A 15,279-nucleotide genomic window follows, 5' to 3' on the forward strand; every position below is an offset into this window, starting at 1 on the left:
TCACAGCCCCCACTTGAGCAGGCCGGGAAGCTCGGAGAGCTTGCCGAGGGTGAGCAGCGGAAGGTCCGACACCGCCTTGAGCGATGCGGATGCGGTGGAGTCGACGATCATCGCGATCTCGCCCACCTCGATCGGGAAGTGCGACGCCGAGCGCTTGAGGGTCGTGAACGGCGCGTGGGGGCCGGTCACGAAGCAGACCAGGCTGGTGTCGGGGGCGAGTCGCGCGCCACGACCGGACACCTCTGCCAGGGCCTCGCCGGTCAGCTCAGCCCGGGAGCAGGAGTCGAGCGCCGAGCGGCCCGTGCCTCGGGTCATCGCGTGCTCGCCGCAGAGGAAGGTCGCGTCGAAGCCGTCCATGATCGCGCGCACCAGCAGCGAGGCGGCCGCGCTGATCGCCAGCTCGAAGTCCTCCGGGTCGCGGTACGACGCCGGGTCGGCGTCCACGATGACCTGGATGTGTGAGCGGCGGGTGTCGAGGAACTGGCGCACCAGGAGCTGGCCGTGGCGTGCCGACGAGCGCCAGTGGATGTGCCGCAGGTCGTCACCCGGCGTGTACTCGCGCAGCGCGTGGAACGCCAGGTCGCTCTGGGAGGTGTGCTCGGAGACGTTGCCCTCGAGGTCACGGATCAGGCCGGCACCGAGCGGCTCGAGCGGCGTGATGGCGGGGTGCACGAAGATCTCGGTCACGTCGGTCCAGGTGACCTCGCGGCGGAACAGGCCGATCGGGTCGCCACGGCCGGTGGTCACCGGGCCGACCTGGATGACGCCGCGGCGCTGGGTCGGCACGACGAAGAGCTCGGAGTGGACGCTGCCGGGGCGGAGTGCAGGCAGGTCGAAGGCGACACCGCCGGCCCCGACGGGCAGCTCCAGCCGCACGGGCAGGAGCGGGGTCTTCGCCTTGTTGGTCACCTCGACCTCGCCGGTCACCGGCTCCCCCACGGTGACCCGCGGCGGCTCGGTGATCATCTTCACCGCGAGGTTGGTGTGGCCGATCATGAAGAGCGCGGCCAGGGCGAGGAGGACCAGGATGCCGGCGGCGACGATGGCCATCTCGGCCCAGCCGCCCCGTGCCGCAGCAACCCAGGCGACGAGCGCGACGACGAGCAGCGAACGGGCAGCCGGGGTCAGCGTCGCCCACGCGGGCTTGACCCGGTCAGCAACCGGTGCCGCAAGCTCACCGGCACGCTCACGCCCGCGGCGTACGACGGGCGGAACGCGCCGCAGCACGTCGCCCACAGCGGCGGCGGCACTGCCTGCCATCGCCGCTGACCGGCGGCCGCCACCCGCGGGTGACCCCACCCGTGGCGCCGCCCGCTTCCCCACTCGTCGACCAGCCACGACTCAGGCGACCCGCTCGCTGGGCGGTGCCACGTCGTCGAGAAGCTGGCTGATGACCTGCTCGACGGTGACGCCGTTGAACTGCGCCTCGGCGTCGAGCAGGAGTCGGTGGCACAGGACGGGGACCGCGAGGTCCTTGATGTCGTCGGGGATCAGGTGGTCGCGACCGTCAGCGAGCGCCCACACCTTGGCGGTGCGGACGTAGGCGAGGCAGCCGCGGACCGACAGGCCGAGCTTCACGTGCGGGTGGCGACGCGACTCCTCGGCGAGCTGCGAGACGTAGCGGACGATCGCCGGGTCGACGTGGACCTGGCCGCCGAGCTCGCTCATCTGCGCGACGGTGGCCGCGGTGATGATCGGCTCGACCAGAGCCGCTCGGTCGCGGGTGCCGGCGTTGAGCAGGATGTCGACGGTCGAGCTCTCGTCGGGGTAGCCCACCGACGTCTTCATCAGGAAGCGGTCCAGCTGCGCCTCGGGCAGGCGGTAGGTGCCGGCCTGCTCGATCGGGTTCTGGGTGCCGATGACCATGAACGGGCGACCGACCGAGTGGGTCGTGCCGTCGACGGTCACGCGGCCCTCCTCCATGACCTCGAGCAGGGCCGACTGCGTCTTCGGCGAGGCACGGTTGATCTCGTCAGCGAGGACGATCGTGTGGAAGATCGGACCTGGGTGGAACTCGAACGCGCCACGCTTCTGGTCGTAGACCGTCACGCCGGTCACGTCGGAGGGCAGCAGGTCCGGCGTGAACTGGATGCGCGAGTTGGAGCCCTGGACGGTGTTGGCCAGCGCGCGCGCCATCTGGGTCTTGCCGGTGCCGGGGAAGTCCTCCAGGAGGAGGTGGCCCTCGGCCAGGAGGCAGGTCAGCGCGAGCTTGACCACGTGGCGCTTGCCGAGGACCGCCTTCTCGATGTTGTCGGCCATGCGGTCGAAGGTCTGGCTGAACCACTGGGCCTGGTCGGTGGTGAGGGTCATCGGTTCTCCTGGAGGTGTCGAGAGATGTACGTCGTCATGAGGGCTGCTAGTTGTCCCACTCGTAAACCGGCGAGTTCGCTCCGTTGGCGCACCCGATGTACCACCGGATGTTCGGCCCGACCCACACGGTGGTCCGGTGCGAGCCGTCCCGCTGCGTCCACGCGCCCGTCTCGAACGGGGACCCGCCCTCGTTGTAGACCCGGCAGCTCACGCCTCCCACGAAGTTGTTCGCGTTGGAGACGATGAAGTAGCAGGTGGCCGTCGCTCCACACGGGATCGTCGCGCCGGTGCAGCTGCTGCCGGAGCAGCTGTCGCCCTTGGTCGCCCAGACCGACGGGTTCGGTTCCGAGCCGGTGCGGGCGGTGTCGGAGTCCTGCTTGCCCGCGCGGCTGCTGCCCGCCGTGTCGCTCACGCGCACCGTGTAGGTGTACGTCGTGGAGTAGCTCGGCAGGTTCTCCGAGCCGCTCCGGCTGAACGATCCGGTGCCGGTGGTGCCGTTGGCGATCTGGGTGCCGTTGCGCAGCACCACGTAGGTGACCGCCTTGCCATTCGGGTCGATGTTGATCGACCAGTTGGTGCTCCGGTCACCCGCAGCCGGGGCGTCGGGCGTCGCGTTGATCGACACGGCGCCGATCGGTCCGTAGGTGACGACCTGGGCCTGGTCGGAGACGCAGAGGTTGGCCGTGCCGCCGTTGCACGCGCGCAGGGTGACCGTCGAGCTGCTGCCGTCGGGCAGGCCGGTGATGGTCCGGGTCTGCCCCGAGGCGCCTCCGTTCGCGAACGTCCAGCTGCCGCAGCCGCCGGCCGAGCTCGTGCAGGTGACGGTGTTGGTCTTGCCGTGCGAGGCACCCACGTCGAAGACGATCCGGGCAGTGCCGTCGGCGCCGGTCGGGGTGAGGGACTGGATCACGATCGGGTCCGGCGGGGCCGAGGCCTCGATCTGGCTACCGCCGGACCAGTCCGAGATGTGCTGAGCGGAGCCGCCGGCGACCCGCTCGCGCTCGGAGTCGGCCTCGGCGTTCTTGGCCTGCACCTGATACGTGTAGACGGTGCCGTCATTGGTGACCTCGTCGGCGCACGAGGTCGCCGTCGTCCAGGCGCACACAACCGTCGTCCCGGAGCCTCCACCCGACCGCTGCACCTGGTACGACGCAGGGCCCGGGCCGTTGGCACCGACGGCGCCCCACGACACGGTGATCGCCTTCGTCGCGTTGCCGGGCCGGTTGGTCGGGGACAGGTTGGGGGCGCTCGGGGCCGCCGGCTTCCCGGCTCCCATGCCGGTGACGGTGGTGACCGGTCCGCTGTTCTCCTGGATGCCCTTCTTGTTGAGCGGCACCACGGAGATGGTGACGTTCTCGCCATTCACTCCTGGCCGCGCCGTGAAGGTGCGCGTGCCGGGCGCAACGTCCTGGACGCCGCCACCGGCGTAGGAGACGCGGTACTTCTGCACGTCGCTGCAGTCACAGGGGGCCGGGGCGTCCCACGCGATCTGGACCGCGTTGTCGCGCTGCAGCACGACGCGGAGGTTGCCGACCGGGCCGGTGAAGGCGTCGGGGGTGGCCTGCGTGGTGTTGCTGTACTCGGACCATCCGCCGTTCTGCTGGGTGGCGTTGTGGGCGCGGACCTTGAACGTGTAGGGCTCGCCGTTCTTGAGATTCGTGACGCGACAGGGCGATCCCGCACAGCGGAAGGTGCCGTTCGTCGGGCCGCTGTAGGCGACCTCGTAGCCGTCGATGCGCAGGCCGTTGTTGTCCGGGGTGCGCCAGGTCAGCGCGACCGTGTTGGAGAGCATCTCCTGCCCGGCAACCAGGTTCGTCGGGGCGTCGGGGCGCGCCACGACGGCGAGTACGACGTCGCCGACGGCCGTCGGGCGACCACTCGTCGCGCTGCCGCCGACATCGGAGACCTCGATGCGGTAGCGCATGACACCGTCGGTGTCGGGCTTGGGCGTGAAGGTGATCTTCGAGCCCTCGAGGGTGGTTGCCGCGGAGGCTCCGCCGGCCGCGGTCGCGCTGAGGACCTTCGTCTCGCGGCTGCTGGGCGGCAATGGCGAGTTGAGGTACTGGTCGACATCGACGCTGACCGGCTTGCCGGCCTCGGTGTCGAGCTTGATCGGTGCCAGCTTCGGCGCCGGAAGGGCGACGACGCGCACGAGCAGCTCGCCGGTCGCCTCGAAGCCGTCCGCACCGATCGCGAGTGTGCCGACGTCTCCCCGGCGCGCGTCGCCATCGGCCACGAGCTGGACGCCGCCGCCATCGGTCGAGACATCCACGCCGTTGATGGCTTGCTTCCAGTCAGCCGAGAAGTCGAGCTTCTGCGCTTCGCGCGGGTCGGCCGTCCAGACATGGCAGACCGAGGCGATGTCGATCGTCTTGCTGACGCCACCTTCGGGAACGTCGACGGGCTGCGTCGGGCAGTTGATGACCGGCTTCTTCTCACCGACGTGGACCGGGACGGAGATGTAGGCCGTGTGGGCCTCGGGGTCGGAGAGCTTTGCCCGGTCGGAGACCTCGAAGACGATGGAGCCGGGGCCCTCGCTCTTGGTCGCGGTGACGGCGAGCGTGTCCTTGTCGCTGCCCTTCACCGCAAGCCGGTCGAGCGGCGAGGCACTGAGTGCGTCGACGGTGGTCAGGACAACCGCGTCGCCCTCGGGGTCCTCAACGAGGTCGGTGAGGTCGACCTCCTTGGTGCTGCCCGGATCCATGTGGATCTCGGCGTCCGGCTTGAGGTACGGCGCTCCGGTCGGCTTGGCAGGCACGTAGATCGCCGCGGCGGCGGCTGCCCCGTCCCCGTCGAGCACGCGGTAGGCAAGGACCTGGGCCACGCCGGTGATCGGGACGATCACCTTGCCGCCCTTGATCTTCGCGCCGACACCCTCCGCGGAGGTCTCGACCCCGGTGACGGCATCGAGCTTCAGGTCGTTCTCGGGCCCGTCGACGTCGTGGACGCCGGCCAGTACGTCGACTTCGACGGTGGTGGCACCGGCCTCCGGCGTCGCGTAGAGGTCGGACGTGATCGGCGGGTTGTTGTAGCCGTCGCGACCCTTGATCGTCACGACGCCGCGGGACTCGTCGAGGCCATTGCTGATCGTGTACGTCGTGCGGCGGCTCGCGCCGTGGTCGGGGGCGTCCACGCTGATCGGGCCGGTGCTCGACTGGAGCTTCACCCCCTCGGGTGCGCCTTCCAGCGGCAGGATCCGGACCTGCGTGCCGGGGGTGCGCAGGTCGTTGGCAACCGCGTCCACGTCGACGGTGCGGTCGGGGTCGGCGAAGTAGGTGTCGTTGATCGCGAGTGGTGCCTGCGGGGCACCGGCCTGGACGACCCCGACCCGGACCTGCCCGGTCGCCGTGGCGCCGTAGGGGTCGGTGACGGTGTAGGTGAACTCATCGGTGCCCTGCGCGTCCGGGTAGGCCTGGTAGGTCAGCGAGTTGGCACCGAAGGCCAGGATGCGGCCGAGCTTCGGGGCCGTCGCGACGCCGGTCACGGCCACCGAGTCACCGTCAGGGTCGGAACCGACCGCGGGCAGCTTGAGCGTGAGCAGATCGCCCTGGACCGTGCGGCCCTCCAGCGCGCGCGGGGTCGGCGCGAGGTTGGGGTTGGTCTTCGACGGGGGCGGCGTGATGTGCACCTTCAAGGTGCCGATCGAGGTCTCGGCGGTCGGGTCGCCGGTGTTCTCCACGACGTACTGCACATCGACGTCGACGGGGCCGTCGACCTTCTCGGGCGCGACGAAGCGGACCTGGCGGCCAGCGACGTACGCCGTGCCGACGGCCGGCAGCACGCGCAGCTCACCGATCGGCTCGATCGACGGGTCGAGGACGAGGCCCACGGGGTCGCCGGACGGCGTGGCGTCATTGTCGAGAACCGGTGCCGCCGCGGTGTCGCCGGCGCGGACGCTGATCCGGTCCATCTGCGCGATGGGGGCGTTGGCGGCACCGGACAGGGCGTCGCGCTGGGTGACGTTGATGGACCCGGTCGCGGTCGCACTGCCGTTGCTGATCGTGTACTCGACCGACTGGCTCTTCGGCGTCATCTCGCCGTCGGTGGCGTTCACGCGGACCCAACGACCGTCGATGACAGCCACCTCCAGCTGGCTGTCCTCCCCCGACGGCTTCGCGTTCTGCACGACGAGCATGCGACCGCGCGGGTCGAAGTCGTTGGCCAGCACGTCGACCGTGACCGGCGAGACGCCGTGGACCGCGGTCACGTCCGGAGTCGCCACCGGCTTCTCGCCCTCGGGCGTCGCCGGGCTGATGTCCACGCGGATCTGGCCGTCCGCGCGGTTCGCCGCGCCGAAGCCAGCCCGGTAGTTGAGCAGGTAGGTGCCCGGCTTGCTGCCCTTGATGATCACCTTGCCGGACTCGAGGTCGGTCTCGACGTCGAGGCCTCCGACGGGTGCCACCCGGCCGGCGATCGTGAGCTTCGCACCGGAGTCGGAGCCGTCAGCGCCAGGGATGTCGTTGTCGAGCGGACGCACCGTGATCACGCCACCGACCTCACCGGACACCACGTCCGGCTCGGGCTGTGCGGCCTCGGTGCGGGTGCCGGCGGGGATCACGTGGACCTTGACGGTGCCGTTGACCGCGGCGCCACCGGTGGTCACGGAGTAGCTCACGGTCTGGAGGCCGCCCTTGCTGCCGACCGGAGCCTCGAAGCGGATCAGGCCGAGCGCCGTGGTGCTGACCTCGGCGTCCCCGCTGGTCTTCACGGACTCGACGACGATCGGGTCGCCGTAGTCGTAGTCACGCCACTCAGGTGTCACGGCCAGCTCGATGACGCCACCGGCAGCGACGAAGTACTCGCGGACCTTGGCGTTCTTCCTCGGTTCGGGTTTGCCGCTGGCACCGTCGGCCCGCAGGTTGAGGGTCACCTCACCGTCGTCCTGCGAGGTCTTCTTCGCCGTGCCGTCGTCGATCGTGTAGCGGAACTTGGCGGTGCCGGTGGCGCCGCGGGCGCCGGGGGCGACCGTCGCGAGGAGCGACTGCCGGTCCGGAGCGATCTGGATCTGCACGTCCTCGCGGTTGACACCCTTGATGCCGACGATCGAGAGGATCCCCTCGGACGCGATCAGGTCGTTGTCGAGGACGTTGAGGACAGTGGTCCGGCCGGTGCGCGCACCCAGCTCGTCGTCCGTGGCCTGCGGCGGCTGGGTGGTCTCCGCCTCGGTCTTGTGCGAGTCCGAGTCGTCCTTCTTCTCGGTCTGCGGCTGGAACGCCTCCCAGTTGGAGATCTCCTGCGGCTCGGCACCAGTGACCGTCCAGGCCATGCCGCTGCGCTGGTCGTTGAGCACGACCTGGTTGCGGTTGACCCGGAAGACGAGCTCCGCGCCGTCCTCGATCGCGAAGTTCTTGGTCTCGGCCTTCGCCTCGCCACACGCTGAGACAAGCGTGCCGGTCTCCCCGGAGCCCCAGGCCGCGAACGCGCAACCGTTGGGAAGCGTGACAGGTGCGGCGACGCCGCCCTGGGCGCCGACGTCGGCGACCTCACGCTTCTTGCCGCCCTGGACGGCGACGGCGACGAGCGACTCGGGGGTCGCCACCAGGACCTCGTCCGCCTGCGGACCGGACTGCTGGAGGGCGGCTCCCGCGCCGACGTTGCCGAGGTTTGCGGACGACGCGAGGAGGTTGCCCTTCTCGTCGATCATCACGGGTACGTCGCCGACGACGGTCATGCCCGTGAGAGCTCCGGCTGGCTTGACCCCGATCTCGCCCGTCGCGGGCTTCTCGAAGCCGGGGCCACCTGCTGCCCTGCGGAGGGTGACGGTCTCGCCGGAGTCCGTGGACGCGGCGTACACGGTGCCGTCGAGGCCGGCAGCGCCGACGGTCCCACCGCCGACGGTGGCGAGCGGCTTGCTGGAGGAGACGAGGTCGGCCAGCGAGGCGACGCCGGTCTCCGGGTCGACCTCGGTCGCCCAGAGCTTGCCGGTGTCGGGAGCGACCACACCGAGGGAGCCGCCGCCGAAGACGGCAGTGCCGCCGACGCTGACCTTCTGGTCCTCGAGCCCGGTCGCCATCGAGACGTCGATCGGCATGAGCGTGTGGCCCGCCTTGTCGACGGAGATGACCGCGGAGCCGTCCTGGAGGACGTCGAGCTCGGGAGAGGCGGTGAACGGGGTGCCGTCGAAGACGCGGCCGTCGATCTGCGCCACCGGGACGTTCTGCCGGCCGACCGCACCCATCGACTGGTTGGTGATCCAGATGCCACCGTCGTTGAGCTCGGCCTTGTGGACCGGGTAGCCGTCAGCGTTCACGGCATAGGCCACCAGCACACCGGACACCGTCGCCAGTGCCGTCCACGACGCAACCGTCACACGATGACGGCGCAGGAAATCCCGAGTCTTTCCGGCCCGCACGCAATTCCCCCTTGGATGCTACGAACTTGGCGTAAACATATAGTCACCTGCGTCACACGTCGACAGGGGCGGTCAGAACGATCCCCACCTTCGCCCAGCAGCCGGGCCCTGTCCATGGGTAGGACTACCCACCGACCTCTCACGGAGCCGTCCCTGGGCAGAACCCCTCCGTCCGGAATCCGCCGGGCCGAAGCGTGCACACCTAACCCACCGTGATGCTTGAGCTGAGCCCGTTGGCACACGAAACCGAGTACCTCTCTCCGGGCGACGCGCGGAGAGCAGAAATCCATACCGTGTTGTTGCCCAGGCTGAAGGACCTCGTGGTGACGGCAGGTCCCGAAGCCGTGCAGTTCGTGGGCGCAGGCAGGTTGTGACCGGTGACGGTGACACTCCAACATGCCGGCTCATAGCAGCGGTTCCACCGCTGGCACTCGTAGTCATCCGCGGCACATGTCGAGTGCGAGTCCGCCATGGTCAGGTAGGCACCACTGCCGCCACCACCCGGTGGCGGCGGGGGCGGCGGGGGCGGCGGGGCGGAGCCGGTGCGGGCTCCGTTGGAGTCCTGCTTGCCAGCGCGGCCGTTGCCACTCGCGTCGGTGACGGTGACGGTGTAGGTCACCGAGGTGCTGTAGCCGAGGGTCTCGCCACCGGAGCGGGAGAAGGCGCCGTTGCCGCTGGTGCCCTGGGCGATGACCCCGTTGACGGAGCTGCGGACCGTCCAGTGGACGGGAGCCCCGTTGGGGCTCACGTCGATCGACCAGTTGGTGGTGCGGTCGCCCTGGGCCGGCGAGTCCGGAGTGGCGTTGATCGAGACGTTGCCGATCGGGCCGTAGGTGACGACGCCGGCCTGGTCGGTGACACAGATGTTGGCCGTGCCGCCGTTGCAGGCGCGCAGGATGACGGTCGAGGTGCTGCCGTTGGATCCGCCGGTGATGATCACGACCTGACCGGAGGCTCCGGAGATCGGGTAGGTCCTGGGCCAGCTCGGGCCGCACGATCCGCCGTCGATCGTGCAGCTCACGATGTTGGTCTTGCCGTGGGAAGCACCCACGTCGAAGGCGAGCCGCGCGGTGGAGTTGGCGCCCGTGGGAGTGAGCGAGGTGATCCGGATCGGGTTCGGCGGGGCCGAGGCCTCGATCTGGCTGCCGTTCGACCAGTCCGAGATGTGCTGAGCGGAGCCTCCGGCGACCCGCTCGCGCTCGGAGTCGGCCTCGGCGTTCTTGGCCTGCACCTGATACGTGTAGACGGTGCCGTCATTGGTGACGTCGTCGGCGCACGAGGTCGCCGTCGTCCAGGTGCAGACGAGCTTCGGGCCGGCGCCGCCCGTGCGCTGCACCTGATAGGAGACCGGGCCCGGGCCGTTCGCGCCCACGGCGCTCCACGACACGGTGATCGCCTTCGCTGCGTTGCCGTCGCGGTTGGTCGGGGACAGGTTGGGAGTGGCAGGCGTGGCCGGCTTGCCGGCGCCCGTGCCGGTGACGGTGGTGACGGGTCCGGTGCTCTCCTGCACGCCCTTCTTGTTCAGCGGGACCACCGAGATCGTGATGTTGTCCCCGTTGGGCGCAGGCGTTGCAGTGAAGGAACGCGCACCCGGACTGATGTCACGGACACCGCCACCCGGCCAGGAGATCCGGTACTTCTGCACGTCGCTGCAGTCACACGGCGACGGCGGCTCCCAGGCGATGTGCACTGCGTTGTCACGCTGGAGGACCACACGCAGGCCGTTGACCGGGCCGGTGAACGCATCGGGGGTGGCCTGCGTGGTGTTGCTGTACTCGGACCAGCCGCCGTTCTGCTGGGTGGCGTTGTGGGCGCGGACCTTGAACGTGTAGGGCTCGCCGTTCTTCAGCCCGGTCACGCGGCACGGCGATCCGGCACACCGGAAGGTGCCGCTGCTCGGGCCGCTGTAGGCGACCTCGTAGCCGTCGATGCGCAGGCCGTTGTTGTCCGGGGTGCGCCAGGTCAGCGCGACCGTGTTGGAGAGCATCTCCTGCCCGGCGACCAGGTTCGTCGGGGCGTCGGGGCGCGCCACGACGGCGAGTACGACGTCGCCGACGGCCGTCGGGCGACCACTCGTCGCGCTGCCGCCGACATCGGAGACCTCGATGCGGTAGCGCATGACACCGTCGGTGTCGGGCTTGGGCGTGAACGTGAGCTTCGAGCCCTCGTAGGTGTCGGTGGCCGAGGCCCCGGCACCGGCCGGCGTCACACTCATCACCTTCGCTTCACGGGTCTCCGCCGGAAGCGGCGAGCTGAGGTACTGGTCGACATCGACGGTGACCGCCTTGCCGGCCTCGGTGTCGAGCTTGATCGGTGCCAGCTTCGGCGCCGGAAGGGCGACCACGCGGACCAGCAGCGTGCCGCTGGCCTCGAATCCCTTCGCACCGATCGCGAGCGAGCCGTGCTCGCCGCGGCGCGCATCGGCGTCGGCCACCAGCGTGATGCCCGTGCGCCCAGCCGAGACATCGACCCCGGTGAGGTCCTTCTCCCACTCGGCCGTGAACTCGAGGTCGCGAGCGTCAGCGGGATCGGCCGTCCACACGTGACAGACCGAGGCGACGTCGACGGTCCTGCTGACGCCGCCCTCGGGGACGTCGAGCGGCACGGTCGGACAGTTGATGACGGGGCTCTGCTTGCCCACCTGGACCGGGACGGAGATGTAGGCCGTGTGGGCCTCGGGGTCGGAGAGCTTTGCCCGGTCGGAGACCTCGAAGACGATCGAGCCGGGGCCCTCGCTCTTGGTCGCGGTGACGGCGAGCGTGTCCTTGTCGGCGCCCTTCACGGAGAGCCGGTCCACCGGCGACGCGCTGAGGGTGTCGACGGTCGTGATCACGACGTCGTCGCCCTCGGGGTCCTCGACGAGGTCGGTGAGGTCGACCTCCTTGGTGCTGCCGGGGTCCAGCTGGATCTCCGCATCCGGCTTCAGGTACGGCGCACCCGTGGGTCGCGCCGGCACATAGATCGCCGCGGCGGCAGCCGCCCCGTCCCCGTCGAGCACGCGGTAGGCAAGGACCTGGGCCACATCGGTGATCGGCACGATCACCTTGCCACCCTTGATCTTCGCCCCGACACCCTCCGCGGAGGTCTCCACACCGGTGACAGCATCGAGCTCCAGGGCGTTCTCCGGACCGTCGACGTCGTGGACACCGGCGAGCACGTCGACCTCGACGGTCGCGGCCCCCGCCTTCGGGGTCGCGTAGAGGTCGGACGTGATCGGCGGGTTGTTGTAGCCGTCGCGACCCTTGATCGTCACGACGCCCCGCGACTCGGCCAGGCCGTTGCTGATCGTGTAGACGACCCGCTTGCTGCTGCCGTGCTCGGGGGCGTCCACGCTGACCGGACCGCTCGCGGACCTGAGCTTCACGCCTTCCGGCGCCTGCTCCAGCGGCAGGATCCGGACCCTGGTGCCAGGGGTGCGCAGGTCGTTGGCCACCGCGTCGACATCGACCACCCGGTCGGGGTCGGCCAGGTAGGTGTCGTCGATGGCCAGCGGGGCCTGCGGCGCGCCCGCCTCGACCACCCCGACGCGGACCTGCCCGGTCGCCGTGGCGCCGTAGGGGTCGGTGACGGTGTAGGTGAACTCGTCGGTGCCCTGGACATCGGGGTAGGCCTGGTAGGTCAGGGAGTTGGCACCGAAGGCCAGGATGCGGCCGAGCTTCGGTGCGGTGGCCACCCCCGTGACTGCGACGGAGTCACCGTCAGGATCGGAGCCGACGTAGGGGAGCTTGAGGGTGAGCAGGTCGCCCTGGACCGTGCGGCCCTCCAGCGCGCGCGGGGTGGGCGCGAGGTTGGGGTTGGTCTTCGACGGGGGCGGCGTGATGTGCACCTTCAAGGTGCCGATCGAGGTCTCGGCGGTCGGGTCGCCGGTGTTCTCCACGACGTACTGGACGTCGACGTCGACGGGGCCGTCGACCTTCTCGGGCGCGACGAAGCGGACCTGGCGGCCAGCGACGTACGCCGTGCCGACCATGGGCAGGACCCGCAGTTCACCGATCGGCTCCACCGACGGGTCGAGCACGAGGCCGACCGGGTCGCCCGACGGTGTGGCGTCGTTGTCGAGAACCGGTGCGGCCACGGTGTCGCCCGCGCGCACGGTGATGCGGTCGGCCTGGGCGATCGGAGCGTTGGGCGTGCCCTCCAGCGCCGGGCGCTGGGTGACGTTGATGGACCCAGTGGCCGTCGAGCTGCCGTTGCTGATCGTGTACTCGACCGACTGGCTCTTCGGCGTCATCTCGCCGTCGGTGGCGTTGACGCGGACCCAACGCCCGTCGATCACGGCCACCTCCAGCTGGCTGTCCTCCCCCGACGGCTTCGCGTTCTGCACCATGAGCATGCGACCGCGCGGGTCGTAGTCGTTGGCGAGCACGTCGACCGTGATCGGTGAGACGCCGTGGACCGCGGTCACGTCCGGAGTCGCCACCGGCTTCTCGCCCTCGGGCGTCGCGGGGCTGATGTCGACGCGGATCCGGCCGGCGGCCCGGTCGGCAGCCCCGAACCCCGCCTTGTAGTCGAGGAAGAAGGTGCCCGCGCGCTGCCCCTTGACGCTCACCTCGCCGGACTCGAGGTCGGTCTCGACCTCGAGGCCGCCCACCGGAGCCACGCGGCCGCCGAGTGAGAGCTTTGCCCCGGCATCGGAGGCGTCGGCGCCGGGGACGTCGTTGTCGAGCGGGCGGACGGTGATGGTGCCATCCACCTCACCGGACACGACGTCCGGCTCGGCCTGGGCGGGCTCGGTGCGCGTGCCCGCGGGGATGACGATCACCCGGAACGAGCCGTCGGTCGTCGCGCCACCGGTGGTGACGGAGTAGCTGACCTTCTGTGACCCGCCCCGGGTGCCCACGGGCGCCTCGAAGCGGATCAGGCCGAGCGCCGTGGTGCTGACCTTGGCATCCCCACTGGACCTCACCGCTTCCACGACGATCGGGTCGCCGTAGTCGTGATCGCGCCAGTCCGGCGTGGCCGCGACCTCGATGACGCTGCCCGCTGCGACGTAGTACTCACGGGTGCGCGGGTTGAGCCGCAGCTCCGGCTTGCCGCTCCCCCCGTCGCTCTTGACCTGGAGGGTGACTTCGCCGTCGTCCTGCGAGGTCTTGCCCTGGGTGCCGTCGTCGATGGTGTAGCGAAAGTTGACCGATCCCCTGACCCCGTCGGCAACCGTGGCCAGCAGCGACTGCCGGTCCGGAGCGATCCTGATCTCGACACCCTCGCGGTTGAGGCCCTTCAGCCCGACGATGGAGAGGATCCCCTCGGACGCGACGAGGTCGTTGTCGAGGACGTTGAGGACGGTGGTCCGGCCGGTGCGCGCACCCAGCTCGTCGTCCGTGGCCTGCGGCGGCTGGGTGGTCTCCGCCTCGGTCTTGTGCGAGTCCGAGTCGTCCTTCTTCTCGGTCTGCGGCTGGAACGCCTCCCAGTTGGAGATCTCCTGCGGCTCGGCACCGGTGACCGTCCAGGCCATGCCGCTCTTCTGGTCGTTGAGCACGACCTGGTTGCGGTTGACCCGGAAGACGAGCTCCGCGCCGTCCTCGATCGCGAAGTTCTTGGTCTCGGCCTTCGCCTCGCCACACGCTGAGACAAGCGTGCCGGTCTCCCCGGAGCCCCAGGCCGCGAACGCACAACCGTTGGCGAGCTTCACCGGCGCGGCGACATCGGCCTGGGCGCCGACCTCCGCGACCTCGCGGTGCGTGCCCTCCGCGACCGCCACGGCCACGAGCGAGTCGGGCGTTGCGACCAGCACCTCGTCGGCCGCCGGGCCGGACTGCTGCAGGCGTGCACCGTTGCCGAGGTTGCCGAGGCCCTTCGACGCAGAGAAGAGGTTGCCCTTCTCGTCGATGAGCATCGGCTCCTCACCGACGACGCTCATGCCCATGAGCGCCGAGGGCGGCTTCGCGCCCAGCGTGCCGCTGACCGCCTTCTCGAACCCGACGCCGTCGGAAAGCCGGCGCAGCGTGACCAGCTCGCCCGAATCGGCGGAGGCGGCGAAGATCGTGCCGTCGACGGCTGCGGCGCCTGCTGCCTGGCCTCCCACGGTGGCGACCGGCTTCGTCGAGGAGGCCACGCCGACGAGCGACATCGAGCCGGTCGCGGGGTCAGTCACCGTCGCCCACAGCTTGCCGGCGGCGGGATCGAGTACGCCGAGCGAGCCGCCGCCGAACACCGGCTCGGCTCCGCCGGTGGTGACCTTCTGGTCCTCGAGCCCGGTCGCCATCGAGACGTCGATCGGCATGAGCGTGCGGCCCGCCCGGTCGACGGAGATGACCGCGGAGCCGTCCTGGAGGACGTCGAGCTCAGGAGAGGCCGCGAACGGGGTGCCGTCGAAGACGCGGCCGTCGATCTGCGCCACCGGAACGTTCTGCCGGCCGACCGCACCCATCGACTGGTTGGTGATCCAGATGCCACCGTCGTTGAGCTCGGCCCTGTGGACCGGGTAGCCGTCAGCGTTCACGGCATAGGCCACCAGCACACCGGACACCGTCGCCAGTGCCGTCCACGACGCGACCGTCACACGACGACGGCGCAGGAAATCCCGAGTCTTCCCGGCTCGCATGCAAATCCCCCTTGGATGCTACGAACAGGGCGTAAACATATAGTCACCTGCGTCACACGTCGACAGAGACCGT

4 protein-coding genes are annotated in these 15,279 nt (G+C 70.1%); all 4 read right to left on the bottom strand.

All coding sequences use genetic code 11. The annotated features are described in order from the left end of the window. Positions 1-1,260, bottom strand: a complete 1,260-nt coding sequence (locus D4739_RS03490) for a DUF58 domain-containing protein (RefSeq protein WP_120059273.1) — start codon at positions 1,258-1,260, stop codon at positions 1-3. Between the two features lie 81 nt (positions 1,261-1,341). Continuing rightward, positions 1,342-2,310, bottom strand: a complete 969-nt coding sequence (locus tag D4739_RS03495) for an AAA family ATPase (protein ID WP_120059274.1) — start codon at positions 2,308-2,310, stop codon at positions 1,342-1,344. A 46-nt stretch (positions 2,311-2,356) separates the two neighbouring features. Next, positions 2,357-8,620 (bottom strand): Ig-like domain-containing protein, encoded by a 6,264-nt coding sequence (locus D4739_RS03500; protein WP_120059275.1) that lies wholly within the window; start codon positions 8,618-8,620, stop codon positions 2,357-2,359. Between the two features lie 244 nt (positions 8,621-8,864). Then, positions 8,865-15,206, bottom strand: a complete 6,342-nt coding sequence (locus tag D4739_RS03505) for an Ig-like domain-containing protein (RefSeq protein WP_147384779.1) — start codon at positions 15,204-15,206, stop codon at positions 8,865-8,867. Positions 15,207-15,279: the final 73 nt, after the last annotated feature.

Origin of the sequence: Nocardioides cavernaquae (genome assembly GCF_003600895.1) — a bacterium.
In the GTDB taxonomy this organism is placed as follows: Bacteria; Actinomycetota; Actinomycetes; order Propionibacteriales; family Nocardioidaceae; genus Nocardioides; species Nocardioides cavernaquae.